Annotated in this window: 20 protein-coding genes; 3 read left to right on the forward strand and 17 right to left on the reverse strand. The window is 68.7% G+C overall.

What is annotated here, in order from left to right:
* Nucleotides 1–7 precede the first annotated feature (7 nt).
* From NBY69_RS28740 to NBY69_RS28750, 3 genes are all read right to left on the reverse strand, one after another.
* On the reverse strand, nucleotides 8–976 hold the full coding sequence (locus tag NBY69_RS28740) for a carbohydrate ABC transporter permease (protein ID WP_250304799.1): 969 nt from the start codon (nucleotides 974–976) through the stop codon (nucleotides 8–10).
* Nucleotides 977–1,049: 73 nt separating this feature from the next.
* Nucleotides 1,050–2,465 carry an extracellular solute-binding protein gene (locus NBY69_RS28745; RefSeq protein WP_250304800.1) on the reverse strand — a complete coding sequence of 472 codons (1,416 nt, stop codon included), beginning with the start codon at nucleotides 2,463–2,465 and terminating at the stop codon, nucleotides 1,050–1,052.
* A 125-nt stretch (nucleotides 2,466–2,590) separates the two neighbouring features.
* Nucleotides 2,591–3,610, reverse strand: coding sequence for a LacI family DNA-binding transcriptional regulator (locus tag NBY69_RS28750; protein WP_250304801.1), 1,020 nt, complete (start codon nucleotides 3,608–3,610; stop codon nucleotides 2,591–2,593).
* 88 nt (nucleotides 3,611–3,698) lie between these two features.
* On the opposite strand from NBY69_RS28750, the gene NBY69_RS28755 reads away from it, so the two are divergent.
* Nucleotides 3,699–5,333 carry a sensor histidine kinase gene (locus NBY69_RS28755; protein WP_250304802.1) on the forward strand — a complete coding sequence of 545 codons (1,635 nt, stop codon included), beginning with the start codon at nucleotides 3,699–3,701 and terminating at the stop codon, nucleotides 5,331–5,333.
* Nucleotides 5,334–5,424: 91 nt separating this feature from the next.
* On the opposite strand, the gene NBY69_RS28760 is transcribed toward NBY69_RS28755, so the two are convergent.
* The 3 genes from NBY69_RS28760 to NBY69_RS28770 form a co-directional block, all read right to left on the reverse strand.
* Nucleotides 5,425–6,456, reverse strand: coding sequence for an ABC transporter substrate-binding protein (locus NBY69_RS28760; protein ID WP_250304803.1), 1,032 nt, complete (start codon nucleotides 6,454–6,456; stop codon nucleotides 5,425–5,427).
* Between the two features lie 70 nt (nucleotides 6,457–6,526).
* Nucleotides 6,527–7,450, reverse strand: a complete 924-nt coding sequence (locus NBY69_RS28765; RefSeq protein ID WP_250304804.1) for an ABC transporter permease — start codon at nucleotides 7,448–7,450, stop codon at nucleotides 6,527–6,529.
* Nucleotides 7,440–8,255 carry an ABC transporter ATP-binding protein gene (locus NBY69_RS28770; protein WP_250304805.1) on the reverse strand — a complete coding sequence of 272 codons (816 nt, stop codon included), beginning with the start codon at nucleotides 8,253–8,255 and terminating at the stop codon, nucleotides 7,440–7,442. Before NBY69_RS28770 ends, NBY69_RS28765 begins: the two co-directional genes overlap by 11 nt.
* Before the next feature lie 210 nt (nucleotides 8,256–8,465).
* On the opposite strand from NBY69_RS28770, the gene NBY69_RS28775 reads away from it, so the two are divergent.
* Nucleotides 8,466–9,188 (forward strand): response regulator, encoded by a 723-nt coding sequence (locus tag NBY69_RS28775; protein WP_250304806.1) that lies wholly within the window; start codon nucleotides 8,466–8,468, stop codon nucleotides 9,186–9,188.
* Here NBY69_RS28775 and NBY69_RS28780 read toward each other — a convergent pair.
* The 6 genes from NBY69_RS28780 to NBY69_RS28805 form a co-directional block, all read right to left on the reverse strand.
* The gene (locus NBY69_RS28780) at nucleotides 9,162–10,754 is read right to left on the reverse strand and encodes a cation acetate symporter (RefSeq protein ID WP_250304850.1); all 1,593 of its coding nucleotides are present in this window, start codon (nucleotides 10,752–10,754) and stop codon (nucleotides 9,162–9,164) included. The two genes, NBY69_RS28775 and NBY69_RS28780, sit on opposite strands and share 27 nt — an antisense overlap.
* 11 nt (nucleotides 10,755–10,765) lie before the next feature.
* On the reverse strand, nucleotides 10,766–11,236 hold the full coding sequence (locus NBY69_RS28785) for a DUF485 domain-containing protein (RefSeq protein ID WP_250304807.1): 471 nt from the start codon (nucleotides 11,234–11,236) through the stop codon (nucleotides 10,766–10,768).
* 97 nt (nucleotides 11,237–11,333) lie between these two features.
* Nucleotides 11,334–12,002: a response regulator transcription factor gene (locus NBY69_RS28790; RefSeq protein ID WP_250304808.1), complete on the reverse strand. Its 669-nt coding sequence runs from the start codon at nucleotides 12,000–12,002 to the stop codon at nucleotides 11,334–11,336.
* Nucleotides 11,999–13,147 carry a sensor histidine kinase gene (locus NBY69_RS28795; RefSeq protein ID WP_250304809.1) on the reverse strand — a complete coding sequence of 383 codons (1,149 nt, stop codon included), beginning with the start codon at nucleotides 13,145–13,147 and terminating at the stop codon, nucleotides 11,999–12,001. Before NBY69_RS28795 ends, NBY69_RS28790 begins: the two co-directional genes overlap by 4 nt.
* Nucleotides 13,144–13,665, reverse strand: a complete 522-nt coding sequence (locus NBY69_RS28800; protein ID WP_250304810.1) for a DUF1453 domain-containing protein — start codon at nucleotides 13,663–13,665, stop codon at nucleotides 13,144–13,146. The genes NBY69_RS28795 and NBY69_RS28800 overlap by 4 nt, the downstream gene beginning before the upstream one ends.
* 148 nt (nucleotides 13,666–13,813) lie before the next feature.
* Nucleotides 13,814–15,934: a type IIA DNA topoisomerase subunit B gene (locus NBY69_RS28805; RefSeq protein WP_250304811.1), complete on the reverse strand. Its 2,121-nt coding sequence runs from the start codon at nucleotides 15,932–15,934 to the stop codon at nucleotides 13,814–13,816.
* Nucleotides 15,935–16,368: 434 nt separating this feature from the next.
* Here NBY69_RS28805 and NBY69_RS28810 point away from each other — a divergent pair, with 434 nt between their 5' ends.
* Entirely contained in the window at nucleotides 16,369–16,599 is a 231-nt protein-coding gene (locus NBY69_RS28810) for a hypothetical protein (protein ID WP_250304812.1), read from the forward strand.
* Between the two features lie 126 nt (nucleotides 16,600–16,725).
* Here NBY69_RS28810 and NBY69_RS28815 read toward each other — a convergent pair whose 3' ends face one another.
* From NBY69_RS28815 to NBY69_RS28835, 5 genes are all read right to left on the reverse strand, one after another.
* Entirely contained in the window at nucleotides 16,726–17,544 is an 819-nt protein-coding gene (locus tag NBY69_RS28815) for a trypsin-like serine protease (RefSeq protein WP_250304813.1), read from the reverse strand.
* A 144-nt stretch (nucleotides 17,545–17,688) separates the two neighbouring features.
* The gene (locus NBY69_RS28820) at nucleotides 17,689–19,233 is read right to left on the reverse strand and encodes an RNA polymerase sigma factor (protein WP_250304814.1); all 1,545 of its coding nucleotides are present in this window, start codon (nucleotides 19,231–19,233) and stop codon (nucleotides 17,689–17,691) included.
* Nucleotides 19,234–19,566: 333 nt separating this feature from the next.
* Nucleotides 19,567–20,454 carry a FadR/GntR family transcriptional regulator gene (locus tag NBY69_RS28825; protein WP_250304815.1) on the reverse strand — a complete coding sequence of 296 codons (888 nt, stop codon included), beginning with the start codon at nucleotides 20,452–20,454 and terminating at the stop codon, nucleotides 19,567–19,569.
* A 160-nt stretch (nucleotides 20,455–20,614) separates the two neighbouring features.
* Nucleotides 20,615–22,423 carry an ATP-binding cassette domain-containing protein gene (locus NBY69_RS28830; RefSeq protein ID WP_250304816.1) on the reverse strand — a complete coding sequence of 603 codons (1,809 nt, stop codon included), beginning with the start codon at nucleotides 22,421–22,423 and terminating at the stop codon, nucleotides 20,615–20,617.
* A 100-nt stretch (nucleotides 22,424–22,523) separates the two neighbouring features.
* Complete coding sequence (locus tag NBY69_RS28835) at nucleotides 22,524–23,294, reverse strand: NUDIX domain-containing protein (protein ID WP_250304817.1); 771 nt, start codon at nucleotides 23,292–23,294, stop codon at nucleotides 22,524–22,526.
* Between the last annotated feature and the right edge of the window lie 17 nt (nucleotides 23,295–23,311).

Below are 23,311 nucleotides of genomic sequence, written 5' to 3' on the forward strand. Positions count from 1 at the left end.
CTCGCTCCTAGCTCTCGCTGTCGCTGTCGCTGTCGCGGCTGAGTCGGACGTACAGCGCCGAGAATCCGGCGAGGAGTACGAGCAGGACCAGGCCGAGCGCTGCCGCGCCGCCGTAGTTGTTGAAGTTGAACGCGTACTGGTAGATGAGGTAGACGACGGTGGTCGTCGACCCTTCCGGGCCTGCGCCGTTGGTCAGCAGGAACGGTTCGGTGAAGACCTGCATCGTCGAGATGATCTGCATCAGCAGAAGCAGCGAGAGGATCAGCCGGGTCTGCGGGATCGTCACGTGCCAGATCTTCCGGAAGAGCCCGGCCCCGTCGAGTTCGGCCGCCTCGTACAGCTCGCCCGGGATGCCCTGCAGGGCCGCGAGGTAGATCAGCGTCGCACCGCCCATGTTCATCCAGGTCGCGGCGACGACCACGGAGAGCATCGCCGTGCCGGTGGACTGGAGCCACTGCTGTTCCGGCAGGTGCAGGAAGTGCAGGATGCCGTTGAAGAGGCCGTACCCCGGGTCGTAGAAGTACTTGAAGAGCAGCACGGACGCGACCGGCGGCAGCATCACCGGGAGGTAGACCAGCAGCCTCAAGTACCCCTGGGCATGCCGGAATTCGTTGATCACGAGCGCGATGACGAAGGGCACGGCGAAGCCGAGGACCAGCGCCAGGGCGGAGAAGAGCAGGGTGTTCCGCCAGGCCTGCCAGAACGCTGGGTCGTGGAAGACGTACTCCAGGTTGTCCAGGCCGACCCAGGTGGTCCTGCCCGCCTCGGTCTTCTGGAAGGCCAGGAAGAATTCCCTGACCATCGGGTACCACGAGAAGAACGCGAAGCAGAGCACCGCGCCGATCAGGAAGCCGTGGGCGGAGAGGTTGCGCCGCAGACCGCGTACGAACACCGCACGGCGGGCCTGCGGTGGCGGGCCGTCGCCGTGCGGCGACCGCACCGGCTTGCCGCTCGTGGACAGGGTGGGGGCCGACATCGTCTGTCTCCTTGGCGCCGGGTCTCGGGCGGGGCGGGGGCGGGACCTCGGAGTCCGGCCCCCCGGAGTGCGGTTACCGGTTCGCCAGGACCTGGTTGACCTGCTGCTCGGCAGTGGAGAGCAACGCGTCGACATTCGCGTTCTTGTTGGTCAGGACACCCGACATCGCGTTGTCGAGCACCTTGTAGATCTCCTGCGCCTTGGCCGGCTCCGCCTTGCCCTTGACCGGGTCGGCCATGAAGGGCTTGAAGTTCTCCACCGGCATGGTCGCGTTGTCCGTCCGGGACCGCAGGTCCGTCGCCTTGACGTCACCCGTCCAGAAGTTCGGCTGCGGCAGCCCGACGGGCAGTGCGTCGGACTTCGAACGCGCCCAGTCGAACTGGCCCTTGCCCGGAGTGAGCGTCTTGAAGTTCACCCAGGCGATGGCGGCCTTGATCTTGTCCGGGGAACTTCCCCGCTTGATCATGTAGTCGTTGCCGCCGAAGAGCGTGGCCCGGCCGCCGGGGATCGGCCCCATTCCGTAGTCCGCGTAGGTGGCACCGAGCTGCTGGACCATGTACGTGAGATCGTCCGGCGCCGCGAGGAACATCCCGAGCTTGTCGGTGGAGATCTGCTTCTGCAGGTCGCCCCACTTGAGCAACTGGGTCCTGCCCATGCTGTCGTCGTCCCAGCGCATGGCCTTGAGGTTGGTCAGGACCTCCTTGCCGGTGGCGTCGTTGAAGGCTGCCTTCTTGCCGTCCGGGGTGACGACGTCACCGCCCAGGCCGTACATCTCCGCCGTGAAGTGCCAGCCGCCCTGGTTGGTCGCGCTGTAGTCGCCGTAACCCGCGATGCCGTTGCCCAGGGCCGCGATGGCCTTCGCGTCCGTACGGACCTCGGCCCAGGTCGTCGGCGGCTTGTCCGGGTCCAGCCCCGCCCGCTTGAAGAGCTTGCGGTTGATCATCAGGCCCATGGTGTAGTTGCTGGTGGGCAACCCGTAGAGCTTGCCGTCCTTCTTGAGGACGTTCATCACGCCGGGGTCGACGCTGCCGATCGCCGGAACCGTCTTCTCGTTCACATACGCCGAGATGTCCGCGGCGCCGCCGTTGTCCAGCACCTGCTGGAGGTCGGTGAAGTACGTGTAGAAGACGTCGGGCTGTGACCTGCCCTTGAGCGCGGCGGTGAAGCGGGTGGGTTCCTCGCACTGGCCCGGGGTGGACTTCCCTTCGATCGTGACGTTCGGGTACTTCTGGTTGAACGTCCTGATGTCCTCCTTCCACTCGCGCAGCTCCGCCGCCTTCGCAGCCGGCGGCATGCAGTCCATGGTCAGCGTGACCCTGGTCTTCGGATCGAGCGGAGCGGACGGGTCTGAACCGCCGCTGCCGGAAGCGTTGTTGCCGTCACCGCTGCTGCTCGTGCCGCATGCGGCGAGTGCGGTCAGGGCGAGCGCGGAGACAAGGGCAGCCGCCGTCGTGCGGCGGTGGGTCGGGCGGAACCAGGTGCTTCTCATCGGTGGTCCCCTTGGGGGCAGGAGCGCGGGAGGCCCACAGCCGCGTCGCTGTGTGGCGGCGCTCACTCAACCACCGCCCCTACCGCTCCGCAAGATGTCGCGCAGATTCCGCAAATTCTCGACAGCTAGCGGGTCCTGTCGCGCGAGACCTGTGCGGTCGAGCCCCGCACCACCAGTTCGGGCTCGAAGAGCAGCTCGTCCGAGGGCACCGCACGGCCTCCGATCTGCACGGACAGCAGCTCCACGGCGGCCCGCCCCATCGCCTCGATGGGCTGGCGGACGGTGGTCAGCGGGGGGTCCGTGCAGTTCATGAAGGCGGAGTCGTCATAGCCGACGATCGAGATGTCACCGGGCACCGACAGGCCGCGACGACGGGCGGCGCGCACCGCTCCGAGCGCGAGCGGGTCACTCGCGCAGATGACTCCGGTGACCCCCCGGTCCAGCAGCCGGGTGGCCGCGGCCTGGCCGCCCTCCAGCGAGAACATCGCCCGTACGACCCGCTCGTCGGGCAGGTCCGCGCCGAGTCCGGCCGCGATCACGCGCGCGGCGTCCAGCTTCCGCATCGAGGGGACGTGATCCGTGGGGCCGAGCACCAGACCGATCCGCTCGTGACCGAGCGAGGCGAGGTGGCGCCAGGCCTGGTCGAGCGCGACCGCGTCGTCGCAGGAGACGCTGGGGAAACCGAGGTGCTCGATCGCCGCATTGATCAGCACGACCGGGATCCTGCGGTCCGCGAGCACCTTGTAGTGATCGTGCGGAGCGTCGAGCTGATGGTAGAGACCACCGGCGAACACCACCCCGGAGACCTGCTGCTCCAGGAGCAGCTCCACGTAGTCGGACTCGGAGACTCCGCCCTTGGTCTGGGTGCAGAGCACGGGTGTCAGCCCCTGCTGGGCGAGGGCGCCGCCGACCACTTCGGCGAAGGCCGGGAAGATCGGGTTCTGGAGTTCGGGGAGGACGAGACCGACCAGCCGGGCCCGCTCGCCGCGCAGCTGGGTCGGGCGCTCGTACCCGAGTACGTCGAGGGCCGAGAGGACGGCCTGCCGAGTGGCCTCGGAAACACCCGGGCGGCCGTTGAGCACACGGCTGACCGTGGCCTCACTGACCCCGACCTTCTGTGCCACTTGTGCAAGTCGTCGCGTCATGCGCGCAAGATTAGCGCAGGCACCGCAAACGGCTTGCGTGATCCTGGAACTTCCGGTTGGGCCCTCCAGCCCTCTACCGTTCGTGCCCATGACCACCGGACAGCCCTGGAGACTCCGCATCGGGCTGCCCCGACGTGTCTTCTCGCAAGTACTGCTGATGCAACTGGCCGTCGCGGGCGGGGTGCTCGTCCTGGCCATCGGCCTCTTCCTGCGCCCCCTCAGTGCACAACTCGACGCCCAGGCCATGCGCCGCGCCCTCGCGATCGCCGAGACCACCGCCTCCCCCCGGCTGGCCGAGGAACTTCTCCACACCCCACCGACGGTCGGCGGACCGGTGCAGGCCGACGCCGAACGGATCCGGAGAGCGACCCACGCCGAGTACATCGTGGTCGTGGACCGGCACTCGATCCGCTGGTCGCACACCAACCGCGCCGAGATCGGCAAACCGGTCTCCACCAGCGCCAAGGAGCCGCTCTCCGGTCACGAGGTCATGGAGATCGACAGCGGCACGCTCGGCCGCTCCGCCCGGGGCAAGGTCCCGCTGCGCGACACGCACGGCACGATCGTCGGCGCGGTGTCGGTCGGTATCAGGTACGACAGCGTGCGCGCCTCGCTGCTCGCGTTGATCCCCGGCCTTCTCGCCTACGCGGGCGGGGCGCTGGCCACCGGGGCGCTGGCCGCGTACCTGATCTCCCGGCGGCTCCAGCGCCGGACGCACGATCTCGCGTTCTCCGACATCGCCGCCCTGCTCGCCGAGCGCGAGGCGATGCTCCACGGCATCCGCGAAGGCGTCGTCGCCCTGGACCGCGGGGGCAGGATACGGCTGATGAACGACGAGGCGCAGCGACTGCTGAGCCTCGGCCCGGAAGTCATCGGCCTTCCGCTCGGCGAGGCGCTGGGCGAGGGCCGTACCACCGATGTGCTGGCGGGCCGCGTCACGGGCGAGGACCTGCTGGCGGTACGCGGTCAGCGCGTCCTGATCGCCAACCGTATGCCCACGGACGACGGGGGCGCCGTCGCCACCCTCCGCGACCGGACGGAGCTGGAGCAACTGGGACGTGAACTCGACTCCACCCGCGGGCTGATAGACGCCCTGCGCGCGCAGGACCACGAGCACGCCAACCGGATGCACACCCTGCTCGGTCTCCTCGAACTGGACATGCACGACGCGGCCACCGAGTTCATCACCGAGGTGGTCGGCGTGCACCGCACCACCGCCGAGAAGGTCACCGAGAAGATCCACGACCCGCTGCTGGCCGCCCTGCTCGTCGGCAAGGCCACGGTCGCCGCGGAGCGCGGGGTCTCGCTGACGCTCACACCCGGCACGCTGCTGCCCGGCCGGCTGGTGGACCCGCAGGGTCTGGTGACGATCACGGGCAATCTGGTGGACAACGCCTTGGACGCGGCGTCCGGTTCGCCCGGTGCGCAGGTGGAACTCGAACTGCGCACCGAGGGGCACACGGCGGTCCTGCGGGTCCAGGACAACGGTCCGGGTATCCCCGAGGAGCAGCGCGAGCTGATCTTCACGGAGGGCTGGTCGACCAAGAAGCCGCCCGCACACGGCAAACGCGGCCTGGGGCTGCCGATGGTGCGCAGGCTCGCCGAGCGGCAGGGCGGGACCGCACGGGTCGGCGGGGGTGCGGACGGCGGGGCGGAGTTCACCGTCGTACTCCCGGAAGCGCTGTCCGAGCGGGATCCCGAGGAGCTGGAAGGGGCCCGCTGACCGGGCCGTCCGGGGACGGAACGACGGGGAGCGGCCTCCCCGCGCGTCCGCACGCGCGGGGAGGCCGCTCCCCGTTCCGGGTGGGGTACTGCTACTGCGCCTTCTTCGCGAACTCCGTGGTGTACGTCTTGGACAGGTCCACCGTGGCGTTCTTGAGGTTGGGGTTGAAGGCCTTGAGGACCTTCTCGACCGTCTCCGGCCCGTTGGCGGGCATCACGCCGTCCGTCGTGAACATCGGCAGGGTCGACTTGATGGACCGGGCGTAGAGCTCCTTGCCGCCCTGCGCGTAGTCGGCCGGCATCTTCGCCGCGATCTCCTCGGGCGAGTGCGACGACATCCACTTCAGCGTCTTCACGAAGGCGTTGGCCAGCTTCTGGACCGTCGCCTTGTGTCCGTCGACCCAGTCGGCGTTCATGTACAGGCTGGACGAGGGGTAGGGGCCGCCGAGTGCGGCCTGTGAACCCTCCGGCGTACGCATGTCGATCAGGACCTTGCCGAGCTTCTGGTCCAGGATGTTCGTCACCGTCGGGTCGGTCGTCATACCGCCCTGGACCGAGCCCTGCTTCAGCGCGGCGATGAACGTCTGGCCCGCACCCACGGCGACCGGCGTGAACTCGCTGGTCTTCACACCGTTCTTGACCGCCAGGTACTTCGTGAGGAAGTCGGTGGACGAACCGAGACCGGTGACGCCCAGCTTCTTGCCCTTGAAGTCCGCGGGCCCGTTGACGTCCCCTGCGGCCTTGTTGGAGACCAGCTCGACCTCGCCGGGTGCGTGCGAGAACTGCACCACGGATTCGACGTGCTTGCCCTTGACCTGAAGATCGAGGGTGTGGTCGTAGAAACCGACCGCGCCCTGGACGTCTCCGGAGACCAGCGCGGTCTCGGCCTGTACGCCCGCGGGCTCGCTCAGCAGCGAGACGTCGAGGCCCTCGTCCTTGAAGTAGCCGAGTCGCTGGGTGAGCATGGCCGGCATGTAGATGACCTTGTCCAGGCCACCCACCATGATCTTGACCTTGCCGGCGTTCTTGCCCTCGCCGGCCGGATCACCGCCGCAGCCGGTGAGCGCGGTCAGCGCGAGCGCGCCCGCCACTGCGACTGCCGACACCCTGCTGATGCTGCGCATGTTCATCACGTCCCTGTGATTTGTGCCGAATTGCCAAGAAATTACGGAGAGAAAGCCGGAAGCGCAGCCGTCAGCGCTCGGCGTCGGCCTCGACGGGCCGCCACTTGAACAACCGCCGTTCGGCGAAGGTGAGCAGCCCTTCGGTGATCAGCGCCACGACCGCGAGGATCGCCATCGCCGCGTACACACCGGCCGCGTTGAAGGTGTTCTGGGAGACGGAGACCAGGAGCCCGAGGCCCTTGGTGGCGCCGATGTACTCGCCGACGATCGCGCCGATGAGGGCGAAGCCGAAGCTGACATGGAGGCTCGTGAAGATCCAGGAGGTGGCCGAGGGGATGACGACCTGGAAGGTGACCCGCCGGTTGCTGGCGCCCAGGATCCGGGCGTTGGCGACCAGGTTCCGGTTGACTTCCTTGGATCCCTGGAAGGCGTTGAAGAAGACCGGGAAGAAGACCAGCACGACCGCCGAGGCGACCTTCGACGCCGGGCCGAGCCCGAACCAGATGAGGAAGATCGGCGCGAGCACGATGCGCGGAATGGCGTTGAGAACCTTGATGTACGGGCCGAGCACGTCGGAGAGGAAACGGATCCGGCCGAGGGTGATACCGAGGACCACACCGGCGATCACACCGATGACCCAGCCCAGCAGCGCCTCGTACATCGTGTACCAGATCTGCTCCCAGAGGGATCCCTGGGCGGTGCCGTGCAGCGACCACTGGCGGATCTGGTCCCAGATCTTCGACGGCATCGAGAAGTTGAACGGGTCGATGATCTTGGCGCGGGCCAGGACCTCCCACAGTCCGACGATCGCGACGAGCAACAGCATCCGGCTCGCGTACACGAGGACCCGACGGTTGCGCGCGGCGCGCTGACGCTCCTGGGTCCGTCCCGTCCGCTTGTCGAGCGCGACGGCGGTTCCGGTGGCGTCGGCAGGCGTGTCCGGGGTGGTGGTACGGGCGGCGGCGTCCGTCGCCGGCTCTGTCTCAGGCGGCATCGACGGCACCTCGCTCACGGGTGATGCGGACTTCCTCGCCGAGCGAGGACCAGATCTCCCGGTAGATCTCGACGAACCGGGGCTCCAGCCGGACCGCTTCGACCTTGCGCGGCCGGGGCAGATCGATCTCGAAGACCTGCTTGACGGTCGCCGGGCCGGCCGTCATCACGACCACCCGGTCAGCGAGCGCGATGGACTCCTCCAGGTCGTGGGTGACGAAGACGACCGAGGCGCCGGTGCCCGCCCACAGTTCGAGCAGTTCGTCGGACATCAGCGCCCGGGTCTGCACGTCGAGCGCCGAGAACGGCTCGTCCATGAGCAGGATCTCGGGGTCGTTGACGAAGGTCGCGGCCAGCGCGACCCGCTTGCGCTGGCCGCCGGAGAGCTGGTCCGGGTAACGGTCCTCGAAGGAGGCCAGCCCCACCCGGGCCAGCCACTCCCGGGCCTTCTCCTTCGCCTCGGCCTTCGGTACGCCGCGGAAGCGCGGGCCCGCCATGACGTTGGACAGGACGGTCCGCCAGGGGAAGACCGCGTCCTGCTGGAAGACGAATCCGACCTTGTCACCGATGCCGCGGACCGGCTCGCCGCCGACCAGCACCTCGCCCTCGGTGGGCTCCTCCAGACCGCTGACCAGGGTCAGCGTGGTGGACTTGCCGCAGCCCGTGGGGCCGACGACGGCGACGAACTCGCCCCGGCCGACGGTAAGATCCAGCTCCCGCACGGCGGTGTGCGGCACCCCCGACGGGGTGCGGAACACCTTGCTGGCGCCCCGCAGCTCAATGGCGGGGCTCTTGTCTGTGCTCATGAAGCGGGACCGTAGATGTGGCACACACCACAGCGGCAGTCTTGTGCGCGCAAGGCAGTCTTCTGCCTGCAAGAGACTGTTGTGCTCGTTTTGCGCGCGCTACAACTACGTGGTTGCAACAACGCCTTGGACCGACCGCCCAATTGCCGGTCGGTCTTGCACCGACCGGCACACGTGGGGTGCCGACCGGTTTCAACAGAGAGCGGCCCGATGATTGATGTACTGGTGGTCGATGACGACTTCCGTGTCGCTGAGATCAACGCGGCGTACGTGGGGAAGGTTCCCGGATTCCACGTCGCCGCCCGTGCGCACAGCGCCGCCCAGGCGATGGCCACGCTGGAGCGCGAGCGGATCGACCTGGTGCTGCTCGACCACTACCTGCCGGACGAGACAGGGCTCTCGCTGGTCCGCCGTATGCGGCAGCTCGGCCACCATACCGACGTGATCATGGTGACCGCGGCCGGCGACGTGACGACCGTGCAGTCCGCCATGCGGCACGGTGCCCTGCACTACCTGGTCAAGCCGTTCACTTTTTCCGTGCTGCGCTCCCGGCTGGACAGCTACGCGGCGCTGCGCCGCACGGTGAGCCGGGTCGGCGGCAGCGGCCGGTCCGCGGGTCAGGAGCAGGTCGACCGGATCTTCAGCGCGCTGCGCACCACCGGCCCCGCCGCCTCCTCCGGGCTGCCCAGCGGGCACTCCGTGCCGACGTCCGATCTGATCCGCGAGGTACTGACGGGCGCGCACGAACCGCTGTCGGCCCATCAGGTGGCCGCCAGAACCGGACTGAGCCGCTCCACCGCGCAGCGCTATCTGCGCCAGCTGGAACAGACCGGCCGGCTCCGGCTGACGCTCAAGTACGGCGACACGGGGCGGCCCGAGCACCGCTATGCCTGGGCCGTACCCGGATCAGACGGCCCCGGCGCCGGTCAGTGACCGCACCTCCGTCTCCGCGTGCCGGGCCGCGTCCGGCGGTTCGGACGAGGTGACCGTACCGATCCAGCCCGCGAGGAAGCCGAGCGGGATGGACACCAGCCCCGGGTTCTCCAGCGGGAAGAACTGGAAGTCCGCATCCGGGAAGAGCGATGTGGGGCTGCCGGAGACAACGGGCGACAGCAGCACCAGGATCACCGCGGGGATCAGCCCGCCGTACACCGACCAGACCGCGCCGCGCGTGGTGAAGTTCCGCCAGAACAGCGAGTAGAGCAGGACGGGAAGATTGGCCGATGCGGCGACGGCGAAGGCCAGACCGACCAGGAAGGCGACGTTCAGGTCCTTCGCCAGCAGACTGAGGCCGATCGCGACGGCGCCGATACCCGCCGCCGCCACGCGTGCGACAGCGACCTCACTGCGCTGGCGGGTGCTCCGGCGCTTGAGCGTCGCGTAGAGGTCGTGGGCGACGGAGGCCGACGAGGCGAGCGTGATCCCGGCGACGACGGCGAGGATGGTGGCGAAGGCGACGGCCGCGACCACGGCGAAGAGCACGGCCCCGCCGGTGGAGCCGGATCCACCGCCGACCTCCAGCGCGAGCAGGGGTACGGCGGTGTTCCCTGCCGGATTCGACGCCCGCACCTCGTCGGAACCGACCAGTGCCGCGGCGCCGAAGCCGAGCACGATCGTCATCAGGTAGAAGCTGCCGATGAGTCCGATGGACCAGACGACCGAGCGGCGGGCGGCGCGTGCGGTGGGCACGGTGTAGAAGCGCGACAGGATGTGCGGCAGGCCGGCCGTGCCGAGGACGAGCGCGAGCCCGAGGCTGATGAAGTCGATGCGCGAGGTCCAGTCCCCGCCGTATTTCAGGCCCGGCCCCAGGAACCGCATACCGTGACCGCTGCGGTGGGCGGCGGAGTTGAGCAGCGAATTGACGTCGCCGTGGAAGCGCACCAGGACCAGCACCGTGAGCAGGATCGAACCCGCCATCAGCAGAACGGCCTTCACGATCTGGATCCAGGTGGTCGCCCGCATGCCGCCGAGGGTCACATAGACGACCATCAGCGCCCCGACGCCGATCACCGTCCAGGCCTGGGCCGCTCCGCTGTTCCCGCCGAGCAGGAGCGAGACCAGGCTTCCGGCGCCGACCATCTGCGCGACCAGATAGAGCACGGACACGGTGACGGACGAGGATCCCACCGCGATGCGGACGGGATGCTCACTCATCCGGGCCGCGACGACATCGGCAAGGGTGAACCTCCCGCAGTTCCGGACCAGTTCGGCCACCAGGAGCAGAACGACCAGCCAGGCGACCAGGAAGCCGACGGAGTAGAGCATGCCGTCGTAGCCGAAGAGCGCGATCAGTCCGGAGATGCCGAGGAAGGAGGCCGCCGACATGTAGTCACCCGCGATGGCGAAGCCGTTCTCCATGGGGGAGAACAGCCGTCCGCCGACATAGAACTCCTCGGCGGAACCGTGCCGGTTGCGGCTCACCCAGGTGGTGATCGCGAGCGTGACGGCGATGAAGGCGCTGAACAGCAGCAGCGCCAGAGTCTGGTGCTGTGTGGTGATCGAATGGCTGCTCAACGGTTGATCCCTCGCGTCAATTCCTGTGTGTCCCAACGGAGATGGAGCGCCGCCCGGTCTCTGCGAAGCCGAGCGTGACGGGCGTAGGCCCAGGTCAGTACGAACGTGGAGAGGAACTGTCCGAGTCCCGCCACCATCGCCACGTTCACCGCTCCGGCGACCGGACGCGCCATGAACCCGGGTGCGGTCGTGGCCAGGACGACATACGCCACGTACCAGACGAAGAAGCCGCACACCGCGGGAACGACGAACCTCCGGTAGCGGCTGCGTACTTCCTGGAAGGCGGCGCTGCTCTGCACGTCCAGATAGATGTCGGCCGCACTGCGGCTGCATCCGGGGACTGCCTGCGCGGGTACGGGCGCAGGAGCGCCCGTACCGTCCAACTCGCCCCAGCCTGCGGCCAACGCGTCCTGCCAGGGGTCGTCCAACCGCACCTCAGCGGCGTCGAGCCCGTCGTCCTTCTCCACCGAACACCCTCTCCCTGTGCGCGACCGCTGCAGCCGCGTGCCCAAGGATGGGTACGTGAAGGAGTCTCCGAACCCTTATCGCCCCCTCTTCACCCCATTAGGTGATGGATGTGCCCGGTGGCAGTGCGAGTCCCTGCTGATAGGCGTACCGCATCGCCTGCGCACGGTCGCGCACCCCGGTCTTGGCGAAGAGGTTGTTGATGTGCGTCTTCACCGTGGCCGTGGAGATGTGCAGTGCACGGGAGATCTCCGGGTTGGAGAGTCCCTCCGCGATGAGCGCCAGGATCTCGGCCTCGCGCCGGGTGAGCCCGTCGGGCAGATCCACCACGGCCGGTGCGGGGGCCTGGGAGGTGACCCTCTCGACGAGCAGCCGCTGCACGCTGGGCGAGAGCCCGGCCTGGCCCGCCATCACGTCCTCGATGGCCCGCACGATCTCGTCCCCGCCGGCGTCCTTGGTCAGGAATCCACGGGCTCCGGCCTGCAGCGCGAGGAAGAGCGAGTCGTCGTCCGCGAACGTCGTGAGCACCACGACCTGGGTGGACGGGTGTTCCGCACGGATACGACGGGTCGCCTCCACTCCGTCGCAACGAGGCATCCGCAGGTCCATCAGCACCACGTCGGGGGCGAGTTCGGCCACCAGCGCGACCGCTTCCACACCGTCCTTCGCCGCACCGATCACCTCGATCCCCGGCAACAGCCCCAGCAGCATCACGATGCCCTCGCGCACAACGGACTGGTCGTCGGCGACCACCACCCGAGCCGTCATGCCGGCACCTTCAGCCGTACCAAGAAGCCCTCCTCGTCGGGTCCGGCCTCAAGAGTCCCGCCGAGCAGTTCGGCGCGCTCCCGCATTCCCACCAGACCGTAACCCGAGCCACTGACAGCGAGCTCGCCACCCAGCACCCGGGCCCCCGAGTCCCTTACTTCCAGGGTGATTTCGTCGGCCAGATACTCCAGCCGTACGGAGACCTCGGCGCCCGGCGCATGCTTGCGCACATTCGTCATCGCCTCCTGCGCCACCCGCCGAACGGCCTGGGACGCTTCAGCGGGCAGAGGCCTGCGTCTCCCCGCAACCGCCAGCCGGGCGCCGCCTACCACCTCCTGCAGAAACTCCTCCACCGGCGTCATCTCCCCACGCAGCGCCGAGAGCGCCTGCCGGGTCTCGGCCAGCCCCTCACGCGCCATTCCGCGCGCGGCGACCACGCGCTCCAGGATCTGCTCCCGTCCGGCGTCCCGTTCGATCAGCAGTCGGGCGGCCTCCAGGTGCACCATCTGCGCGGAGAGGCTGTGGGCGAGCACGTCATGGATCTCGCGGGCGATCCGGGACCGCTCGGCCAGCGCGGCGGTCTCCGCCTCGGCGGCCAGGGCCGCCCGTTCCTGCGTGAGCAGCCGCTGGGCACTGCCCCGGGCCTCGGCGTCGAGCCGCAGGACGTATCCGGCGAGCGCCAGGCCCACCGTGGTGATCGTGATCGTCAGCCGCTGGTCGTCGCTCACCAGCGCGTAAGCGGCCAGCGCGGTCGCGGTGCAGGGCAGCGCCGCCGCGAGCGGCAGCCGCTCCAGAGCGGTGACGGCGCACCCGCACCAGAGCACCGCGGCCGGGATCGGGAACCCGGCCGCATGCCCCAGGACGGCCGCGCCCATCAGCACCACGAGGAGCCCCACAGAGGGCCACAGCCGGTGTTCCAGACTGGTCCGGAAGAAACCCCGGGCGACGACGGCGCAGCCCGCGATGGAGGCCACAGCGGCAGCCAGGACCCACCCATGGGTGCCGATCCTCGCGAAGGGGCTCCACATCAGTGCCCCCAGAACGACGAGCCGCACACCCCAGCCGAACGCACGGCGTGCGCGGGTCCGGTCGGCCCGGGTGAGCGCCTCCCGGGAGGGCCAGGTCGTCCAGACAGCGAGCGTCATACGCGGTCCTTCCATCCCTGTCCGGGCGATCCTGCGGCAGAAACACGGTACGTCGGGTGTATCTGCCCGGCCCGCCACGCCAGCACTCCGGACCGTACGAGCAGGGAGGACGCCAGCGCGAGAAGCATCGCTCCGGTGCCCAGTCGCACCCCGGCCATCGCACCGATACCCGCGACCCCGAACCGCACCAGCAGTCCCACCACCCAGACGGCGGCCGTGGCCTTGGTGCCCCTGGCCCAGACGGTGCCGTCGGCCTCGCTCCAGACCTTGGTGGTCCAGGCCCAGCCGGCCCCCATCACCAGACCTGCCAGCAGCTCTCCGGCTATCAGCGCGACGGACGCGGTGCGGTGATGCACGTCGAGCAGCCCGTGCTGGCGCAGAGAGACAAAAACCAGTACCGCGGGCAGAAGCCACCACCGCCTGTCGCGGCCGATCCTCTGCGGCCGGAACTGTCGCGCGAGCACCAGTGCGACGACCGCGACGATCACCACGACGTCGGTGAGCGTGGACGCTGACATGAATGCCTCCGGTGAGCGGGGAAGGAGTAGGCCTTCGACGCTACGGAGAAGCACGGGTCAGCAGATCGGAGCAGGGGTGGAGCGAGGGTGGATCTTGCGGCTCCACCCGTGGGTGGAGCCGCAGGAATGGAGCCGCGAGATCCCCGGCTCAGGCGTCGATGCGCGAGCGGTCCAGCGTCGCCGCGGAGCTGGTGATGAACTCCTTGCGGGGGGCCACCTCGTTGCCCATCAGCAGATCGAAGACCTGCTCCGACGAGTCGAGGTCACCGATGTTGATCCTCCGCAGCGTCCGGAACCGGGGATCCATCGTGGTCTCCGCCAGCTGGTCGGCGTCCATCTCGCCCAGCCCCTTGTACCGCTGGATGGAGTCCTTGATCCGGACGTTCTTGCGCTGGAACTCCAGGAGCTTCTGCCGGAGCTCGTTGTCCGAGTACGTGTAGACGTACTTGTCCTGCCCCTTCTTGGGCTGGACCAGCTCGATGCGGTGCAGGGGCGGCACGGCCGCGAAGACCCGTCCCGCCTCCACCATCGGCCGCATGTAGCGCTGGAAGAGCGTGAGGAGCAGACATCGGATGTGCGCGCCGTCCACATCCGCGTCGACGAGCAGGACGATCTTTCCGTAGCGCGCCGCATCGATGTCGAAGGTCCGTCCCGACCCGGCTCCTATGACCTGGATGATGGCCCCGCACTCGGCGTTCTTCAGCATGTCCGAGACGGACGACTTCTGAACGTTGAGGATCTTGCCCCGAATCGGCAGCAGCGCCTGGAATTCGGAGTTCCGGGCGAGCTTGGCCGTACCGAGCGCGGAGTCTCCCTCCACGATGAAGAGCTCGCTCCGCCCGACGTCGTCGCTGCGGCAGTCGGCGAGCTTGGCCGGCAGCGAGGAGGACTCCAACGCGGTCTTGCGGCGCTGCGCATCCTTGTGCTGACGGGCCGCGATCCGCGTACGGGCGGCTGCGACGGCCTTCTCCAGCACCGCACGGGCCTGGGCCTTGGCGTCACGCTTGGTGGAGGTCAGGAACGCCTTGAGCTCCTTGGCCACCACGTTCGCGACGATCCGGTTGGCCGCGGAGGTGCCGAGTACCTCCTTGGTCTGCCCCTCGAACTGGGGCTCCGCGAGCCGCACGGTCACCACCGCGGTCAGCCCTTCCAGCGCGTCGTCCTTGACGACATCGTCCTCGGCGACGCGCAGGAGCTTGGCCGAGCGCAGCACCTCGTTGACGGTCTTGGTGAGGGAGCGCTCGAAGCCGGACACATGGGTGCCGCCCTTGGGCGTCGCGATGATGTTGACGAACGACTTGACGGTCGTTTCGTAGCCGGTGCCCCAGCGCAGCGCGATGTCCACGCCGAGATCGCGGGTGACCTCGGTGGGCGTCATGTGGCCCCGGTCGTCGAGGACCGGGACGGTCTCCTTGAACGTGCCATGGCCGGTCAGCCGCTGGACGTCGCAGACGGCCTTGTCCTGTGCGAGGTACTCACAGAATTCGCTGATCCCGCCGTCGAAGCGGAAGGTTTCCTCCGTCTTCCCCGCACCGTCCAGACCGCGCTCGTCCCGCACCACGAGGGTCAGCCCCGGAACGAGGAAGGCCGTCTGGCGGGCCCGCTGGTACAGGTGGTCCAGAGAGAGCTTGGCGTCCTTGAGGAAGATCTGGCGGTCGGCCCAGTAGCGGACGCGGGTGCCGGTCCTCGTCTTGGGTACCCGCTTGGCCTTGCGCAGGCCGTTGGCCGGGTCGAAGGGGCTGTCGGGGCCCGCCTCGGTGAACATGCCGGGGACGCCCCGGCGGAAGCTGATGGAGTGCGTGGCACTGTTCCGGTCGACCTCGACGTCCAGCCGGGCCGAGAGCGCGTTGACGACGGAGGCGCCGACACCGTGCAGGCCTCCGGAGGCGGCGTACGAGCCACCCCCGAACTTGCCGCCCGCATGCAGCTTGGTCATCACGACCTCGACGCCGGACAGTCCGGTCTTGGGCTCGACGTCGACCGGAATGCCGCGCCCGTTGTCCCGGACCTCGACGGAGCCGTCCTCGTGGAGAATCACATCGATGTGGTCGCAGTAGCCGCCGAGAGCTTCGTCGACCGAGTTGTCGATGATCTCCCAGAGGCAGTGCATCAGGCCGCGGCTGTCGGTGGACCCGATGTACATACCGGGCCGCTTACGGACCGCTTCGAGCCCTTCGAGTACGAGCAGGTGCCGCGCGGTGTAGTTGGAGCCATCACGGTCTGCTCCACTCAGCAGCGCAGTGGACGGCACGGACGTATCGGCGGTCACGCGGTTCGCTCCTCGCTGAATTTATTTTGGGGCCCAGTGGGTACAGGCCAGGCGTCGGTCGCCCGTCAGAGGGTACCGAGCCCTGGTAGAGGCGTTGTTACGCCACCCTAGAAGACGTCCGGACTCAAACCGGCACCGTACACCTGTTCGATCGCTCGTTGGAGTGAAGCACACATCACGTTCCCTTCCACGCATGAACCATTTAGGCTCCGGGCACGTCCTCATCAACAACCGGCAGCCAGCCGGGAGGATCAAAACGAAGACAAGCAACGCGAAACCGTAAAGCCACCGCAATACGGCCTATTCGCCGCCAACCGGCGACAGACAGCCACCTTGACAAAAATTTTCAAGGAAAAGCCACGAGCGGGAACGTTTTCGGCCTGGTTGGATGTTGACCCTGGTACGACAGCTCGTCGAGCTAGAGAAGAGGCGACGTGACTACTGTTCTGACCCCCGCGAGCCCGCTGACGGCCGCTGACCGCTGCGACCGATGCGGCGCCCAGGCATACCTGCGCGTTGTCCTCACCAGCGGCGGCGAACTGCTCTTCTGCGCCCACCACGGTCGCAAGTTCGAGCCAGAACTCAAGAAGATCGCCGCGGACATACAGGATGAGACGGACCGCCTCACGGCTGTGCCGGCACATTCCGAAGAAGAGGACCGCTGACACCTCGCAACCACGACGAGCCAGGGACCGGTCGCAGTCCGGTCGACGGGCGGCCCGGCCTGTATCCACAGGAGAGGCCGCCCGTTCTCATGCCCCGAACCGGGCTCGTTCCGGGACTTTCCCGGGTCAGCCGTGGTCGGCGACAGCTGCAGCCATGGCCGACATCCGGGTGTAGACCCCGGGGCTCTTCGCGCGGCCACAGCCCGCCCCCCACGAGACCAGGCCGATGAGTCGCCCGCGGGCAACCAGCGGACCCCCGCTGTCGCCCTGGCAGGCGTCGTGCCCACCCCGAGTCTCCCCGGCGCACAGCATGGTCGCCGCCTGAAACGTCCCGCTCGACGACCCGGGGTACGCCGATGCGCACCGCGCGTCAGGCAGAACCGAGACCTGGGTCGCACGCAGCACCGCGGGGTAGCTCCCCGTGCCCGCCACGTCACCCCATCCGTAAACGGTGGCGTCGGTGCCCGGCCGCTCCGCGGGATCGCCCGGGTCGGCCATCCTGATCGCATCCGATCCGGGCAGCGCCCTCGACAGGGTCAGCACCGCCAGGTCACCGGCATTGCTGACCGGGTCGTGGCGGGGGTCGATCCATGTGGAGCTCACCCCGATCTCACGGCCGGCAGATGTCCGCAGATCGCTGCGGCCTGCAATGACCTTCAGATCATGCACCTGGCTCAACCGAGTGCCGAGCACTTCGCTGCTCAGACAGTGGGCGGCCGTGACCACCTCGCGCGGGGCCACCACCACTCCCCCGCAGAACTGGCCCGCCCTGTCTCCCCCGAACCGTTGACGGCTGGACACAGCCACCGCCCAGGGGCTCTCGACGACGGACACGGCGTGACCGCCGATCACAGCAGTGGCGGCAGACGCCGGCGCGGCCGACGGCACCGCTGCCGCGGCCAGCGTCACCACCCCGACCCGCGCTCGGACGATAGGACGACGCATACAGCTTCCTGACTCTCCGGTGAATTCTCCTCACCCGGAGTCAACCAGCCTGTCGCCGCCCGCATCCACTCGTGCATACACAACGGGCCCGGATCTCTCGTACCGGAGAGATCCGGGCCCGCTGCAGAACTCAGCCGTGACGGCTCAGTCGAGGTAGTCGCGCAGGACCTGCGAACGCGACGGGTGACGCAGCTTCGACATGGTCTTCGACTCGATCTGGCGGATGCGCTCACGCGTCACGCCGTAGACCTTGCCGATCTCGTCGAGCGTCTTCGGCTGACCGTCGGTGAGGCCGAACCGCATGGAGACCACGCCGGCCTCCCGCTCGGACAGCGTGTCCAGGACCGAGTGCAGCTGCTCCTGGAGGAGCGTGAAGCTGACCGCGTCGGCCGGAACGACCGCCTCGGAGTCCTCGATGAGGTCACCGAACTCGCTGTCGCCGTCCTCACCCAGAGGAGTGTGGAGCGAGATCGGCTCACGGCCGTACTTCTGGACCTCGATGACCTTCTCGGGGGTCATGTCGAGCTCCTTGGCCAGCTCCTCCGGGGTGGGCTCACGGCCCAGGTCCTGGAGCATCTGGCGCTGGACGCGCGCGAGCTTGTTGATGACCTCGACCATGTGCACCGGGATACGGATGGTGCGGGCCTGGTCAGCCATGGCGCGGGTGATCGCCTGACGGATCCACCAGGTGGCGTACGTGGAGAACTTGTAGCCCTTGGTGTAGTCGAACTTCTCGACTGCGCGGATGAGACCGAGGTTGCCCTCCTGGATCAGGTCCAGGAAGAGCATGCCGCGGCCCGTGTAGCGCTTGGCGAGCGAGACGACCAGGCGGAGGTTGGCCTCCAGGAGGTGGTTCTTGGCCCGGCGGCCGTCCTCGGCGATGATCTCCAGCTCGCGCTTCAGCTTCGGCGCGAGCTTGTCGGAGTTGGCCAGCTTGTCCTCGGCGAACAGCCCCGCCTCGATGCGCTTGGCGAGCTCCACCTCCTGCTCCGCGTTGAGGAGCGGGACCTTGCCGATCTGCTTCAGATAGTCCTTGACCGGGTCTGCGGTGGCACCGGCGACGGCGACCTGCTGCGCGGGCGCGTCGTCCTCGTCGTCGTCGGAGAGGACGAAGCCCTTGGCCTCGCCGCCCTCTTCCTCCTCTTCGCCGGCCTTGGCCGCCGGGGTCTCCTCGGCGGCCTCGTCACCGTCGTGGAGGTCGTCGGCATCCTTCTTGGAGGCGGTCTTCTTGGCCGTCTTCTTGGCCGCCGTCTTCTTCGTGGCGGTCTTCTTGGCCGCTACCTTCTTGGCGGCAGCCTTCTTCGCGGGCTCGGCGTCGTCAGCCACGGCGTCCACGCTGTCGGCCGAAGGGGCCGCAGTGGCCGCCACGGTCTTCGCCGCGGTCGTCTTGACCGCGACGGTCCTGGTCGCGGTGCGCTTCACCGGGCTCTTCGCTGCGACGCTCTTGCGGGGGCGCTTGGGCGACTCCGCGGCACTGACCATCAGAGTCACACCCTCTTCCTCGAGGATCTGGTTGAGGCTGCGCAGAACGTTCTTCCACTGGGTGGCCGGAATCTGGTCAGCCTCGAAGGCCCGGCGCACGTCGTCGCCGGCGATCTGCCCATCAGCCTTTCCCCGCTCGATGAGCGCCATGACAGACTCGGACTCGGCGATCTCCGGCGGGAGAGTACGGGATGTGCTGGCCGACACGAACAACCTCTCGAAACGATGGAAACGGCTTCCGACTCCGCCCTTGACGGGCCTGGAGCCGACGACCGCCGGCTGGGGATGTACCGACGGCGCGGGCTGAGCCTCGGAGCTGTACAGCGCCGTCAACGACGCTCGCATTCCCTCTTCGGCTACCACCTCTTAGGTCATCGCGTGGCTTCGAGGAGTGTTACGCCCAATTCGCGTGGCCCGAGTCACACCCCATTTGCGACGCGATCCGCCATAAGGGACGTTTACCCACAATCACGTCGCCGGACTCCCCGGGATTCCGGCGGCCCAAAGCAGCGGACGCGCACCCCGGCCGACACCGCGCGATCAGTGCACCCGCGGCGCGGGAACGACGCGCTCCACCTCCGGGTGGACGGTGAGCAGTTGACGCATGGCCGCCTCGGCGGCCTGGGGGTCGTCCGCGGCGAGCGCGTCCACGATGCGCGCGTGATGCACGAGGGAGATCTCGGTGGGACGGTCACAGCCGGTGACCGGTCCGCCGGAGACCTGAAGCGCCCCCGAGACGATGCCGGAGAGGTGCTCCAGCATGCGGTTGCCCGCGAGCTGGATGAGCAGGGCGTGAAACTCGGCGTCGGCGCGGGAGAAGGTGATCGAGTCCCCCTGGGCGAGAGCATGACTCATGATCTCGACCATGTCCGCGAGACGCTGCTGCACGTCCTCACGTCCGTGCCCGGCGGCAAGACGGGCGGCCAGCGGCTCGATCGTCCAGCGCAGCTCACTCAGCTCACGGCGCTGGTCCTCGCGCTGCGGGCCGAAGGCCCGCCACTCGATGATGTCCGGGTCCAGCAGGTTCCAGTCACTGACCGGACGGACCCGAGTACCGACATTGGGACGGGCACTGACCAGCCCCTTGGCCTCAAGGACGCGCAGGGACTCCCGCACGACCGTGCGTGAGACCTCGAAGCGCTGCCCGATCTCCTCGGGAACCAGCGGGCGGTCGGCGCCGAGATCGCCGGAGACAATCATCTGACCGAGCTGCTGAACGAGTTGCCCGTGCAGGCCGCGGCCACGGCTGCCCGTCGTGCGCCGCCCCACCCGGCCCAGCTCGGCGTCACCGCCGCCCCAGGCCGGGGCTCCGGCACGGCCTGCGCCGGGCGTCTCTGCGTACGGAAAGCGGTCGAGTTCACCAGGGCCCGCGAGGCCGGACTCGGGGGTGCGGGAGGTGGTCATCATGGAGTGCGCAAGGGTAGTCACGCATCCTTTGTCGGCGTGCCCCAGGTCCCCCTTGAGGTCTTTGGTGAAAAGCACACGAAAGGGTGATCACCGACCTCCTCGTAATTGACGCCTTATCGGAAAGAAGCGGGCATTCTGCGAGGAGTTGCGCGCAGGTCGGCCAAGACAGGGTCCGAGATGCTCACCAACGGGCCCTGCCACGAAGGCCGGTGAACAGATACGCGCAGAGCAGGGCCGAGAGCGACAGCGTGAGGGCAGCCCCGACGGGCTGCGCCAGCAGTCGCAGAATCGCCATCAGCCAGCGGTCGACCTCGTGCGGCCACTCCAGCCATGCCAGTTCGCGCAGCCTGGCGGGGAATCCGGCGACCGAACGTGCGGCCGGTCCCGACACCGCCGCCCGCAGCAACGGCACGACGGCGACCGGGACCGACAGCACGGCGGCAAGGCCTGCGGTCGTGCTCCTGAAGACGCCGGCGCCGAGCAGCCCCGCCCAGGCGCATCCCACGGTCAATCCGGCCCAACTCGCAGCCAGGTGAGGCCAGCCGGACGGAACATGGCTCAATTCCCCGCCGTAGACGAGGCGGAGTACTCCGGCATCGGCCACGACCGTGAGCAGAGCGAGCAGCAGAGCGGTCACCGCCGACACGGTGAGTTTGGCGACGAGCAGGCCGATACGGCGGGGCACTCCGCCCCGGCCTGCGGCGAGCGCGGGGTAGCGGTATTCGTCGCCGAAGGCGAGCGCGCCGAGCAGTCCGGCGCCGAAGGCGGTGGGGGGAAGGGGCAGCTGATCGGGCCAGGCCACCAGCAGATGAGGAAGCGAGGTCTCGGTGGCGCGGGCGAGCAGCACCGCCACAGCCACCGACAGGGCAAGGGCCGCGCCCGTCACCAGCAGAGCGGTCCGCACGCCGAAGAGCCGGCGCAGTTCGTAGCGCAGGGGTCTCGACGGGCCCCGGGCGGGCCGGGGAGCGATCAGCGGCTGCGGTTCCGGTTCCACGAGCGGAGGGAGCGCTGCGAGCAGAGAGACCTCAGGGGCGGGCGTTTCGGGCAAGGAGGTCTCTGGCAGCGCTGGTTCAGGGGCAGTTGTCGCGGAACTCGGAGGCTCGGGCCGCGGCGCCGGCCCCATGTCGCCGGTCTCGTCGGCGAGCTGGTGGATCAGGACGCCGTGCCGGAATGCGGTCTCGCCGATTTCCGCACAGCTGCTGCCGTAGACGGAGAGCCGACTGCCGCTCTCGGCGACGACCTCCACGGAACGCTGCCTCTCGCGGGCTTCACGGCCCAGCAGCCCGGCCAGGCGGGCCGTGTGGGGCGTACGCACGGCGACGCGTGGGCGGAGCCGGGTACGGGCGAACTCCGCGCCGTCCTGATCCGCCACGAGTCGCCCGTCCTCGATGGTGACGACGTGATCAGCCGTCCGGGCCGCCGTTCTGGGGTCGCTGGTGGTGTACAGGACAGTTCCGCCCTGGGCGGCGTGGGCGCGGAGCAGCCCGTACATCCAGGTGCTGTCACCCGGCGAGAGCCCTTCGGCGGGTTCGTCGAGGAGAAGGGTGTGCGGATCGGCCAGCAGGGCCGCGGCGAGACCGAGCCTGCGGTCCATCCCCAGGGAGAGCGCGCCGATCCGCTGTTTGCCCAGATCGCCGAGGTCCACGATCTCCAGCAGTTCGTCGGCACGGGACGCGGGCACCCCGGCGACGGCGCAGAGCATTCGGAGCTGGCCACGGACGGTACGGGCGGGATGGCCCGGCACATCACCGAGGAGCGCCCCCACCTCGCGCGCGGGGTGGGCGATGCAGTGCAGAGGCAGACCGCGGAAGTACGTGATGCCACGCCCCTGGTCCAGTTCGAGCATGAGCCGCAGGGCCGTGGTCTTGCCGGAACCCGGGGCACCAAGGAGTGCTGTGACGTGTCCGGATCCGGCTTCGAAGGTCAGATCATCCACGGCGGGAGGCAGATCCCGACGGGGGGTGCTGGTGAGTCCGGTGGCCTGGAGCATCGCTTCTCTCGCGGGTAGCGGGACCGCCTGGCGGCAGAGGCGGCTACCGCAGCAAGATAACGCGACATTTACGACTTTTCGTGCAGGATCGCAGAGGTTCTCAGACCTCCGGACGAAGCATCGGAGGGTTGAGCAGCGTTGCGGCCCCGGCCCGGAACAGCTGCGCGGGGCGCCCGCCCTGTCGGGTCGTGGTGCCGCCGGAAGGCACCAGGAAACCGGGAGTTCCGGTCACTTTGCGATGAAAATTGCGGGGGTCGAGGACTACACCCCACACCGCCTCGTACACCCGGCGCAGCTCACCGACCGTGAATTCCTGCGGGCAGAAGGCCGTGGCCAGCGAGGAGTACTCGATCTTGGAGCGGGCCCGCTCCACCCCGTCCGCCAGGATCCGCGCATGGTCGAACGCGAGCGGGGCCGGCGGTTCGCCTGCCCCCACGATGCCGCTCTCCTGACCGAGGAGCACCTCGACCGGTGCCCACCGTGCGCTATGAGCGTCACCGCCGGCCCTGGGCGCGGGCAGATCGGGGGCGAGCGCCAGGTGAGCCACGCTGACGACCCGCATCCGGGGGTCACGGTCGGGGTCGCCGTAGGTGCCGAGCTGTTCGAGGTGGGCGCCGCTGCCAGGAACCGGGGCCGGAGTCGACGGACCAAGGGCGGACAGCCCCGTCTCCTCCGCCAGTTCACGCGCCGCCGCGGCGCCGAGATCCTCGTCCGTCTTGACGAAGCCACCGGGCAGTGCCCACCGGCCCTGGAAGGGTGCTTCTCCACGGCGTACGGCCAGCGCGCACAGCGCATGACGGCGCACCGTGAGCACGACCAGATCGACGGTGACAGCGAAGGGCGGAAAGGCCGACGGGTCGTAGGGCGACATGGCGTGATCATAGTCGT

This window comes from Streptomyces sp. A 4/2, assembly GCF_940670765.1.
Lineage (GTDB): Bacteria > Actinomycetota > Actinomycetes > Streptomycetales > Streptomycetaceae > Streptomyces.

What these genes read in the sequence shown, in the direction of transcription:
- NBY69_RS28790 (WP_250304808.1), bottom strand. Translation starts at nt 12,002, where the DNA reads ATGACGGCTCGGGTGGTGGTCGCCGACGACCAGTCCGTTGTGCGCGAG.
- NBY69_RS28750 (WP_250304801.1), bottom strand. Translation starts at nt 3,610, where the DNA reads ATGACGCGACGACTTGCACAAGTGGCACAGAAGGTCGGGGTCAGTGAG.
- NBY69_RS28835 (WP_250304817.1), bottom strand. Translation starts at nt 23,294, where the DNA reads ATGTCGCCCTACGACCCGTCGGCCTTTCCGCCCTTCGCTGTCACCGTC.
- NBY69_RS28740 (WP_250304799.1), bottom strand. Translation starts at nt 976, where the DNA reads ATGTCGGCCCCCACCCTGTCCACGAGCGGCAAGCCGGTGCGGTCGCCG.
- NBY69_RS28775 (WP_250304806.1), top strand. Translation starts at nt 8,466, where the DNA reads ATGATTGATGTACTGGTGGTCGATGACGACTTCCGTGTCGCTGAGATC.
- NBY69_RS28795 (WP_250304809.1), bottom strand. Translation starts at nt 13,147, where the DNA reads ATGACGCTCGCTGTCTGGACGACCTGGCCCTCCCGGGAGGCGCTCACC.
- NBY69_RS28760 (WP_250304803.1), bottom strand. Translation starts at nt 6,456, where the DNA reads ATGCGCAGCATCAGCAGGGTGTCGGCAGTCGCAGTGGCGGGCGCGCTC.
- NBY69_RS28770 (WP_250304805.1), bottom strand. Translation starts at nt 8,255, where the DNA reads ATGAGCACAGACAAGAGCCCCGCCATTGAGCTGCGGGGCGCCAGCAAG.
- NBY69_RS28765 (WP_250304804.1), bottom strand. Translation starts at nt 7,450, where the DNA reads ATGCCGCCTGAGACAGAGCCGGCGACGGACGCCGCCGCCCGTACCACC.
- NBY69_RS28830 (WP_250304816.1), bottom strand. Translation starts at nt 22,423, where the DNA reads ATGCTCCAGGCCACCGGACTCACCAGCACCCCCCGTCGGGATCTGCCT.
- NBY69_RS28815 (WP_250304813.1), bottom strand. Translation starts at nt 17,544, where the DNA reads ATGCGTCGTCCTATCGTCCGAGCGCGGGTCGGGGTGGTGACGCTGGCC.
- NBY69_RS28755 (WP_250304802.1), top strand. Translation starts at nt 3,699, where the DNA reads ATGACCACCGGACAGCCCTGGAGACTCCGCATCGGGCTGCCCCGACGT.
- NBY69_RS28800 (WP_250304810.1), bottom strand. Translation starts at nt 13,665, where the DNA reads ATGTCAGCGTCCACGCTCACCGACGTCGTGGTGATCGTCGCGGTCGTC.
- NBY69_RS28745 (WP_250304800.1), bottom strand. Translation starts at nt 2,465, where the DNA reads ATGAGAAGCACCTGGTTCCGCCCGACCCACCGCCGCACGACGGCGGCT.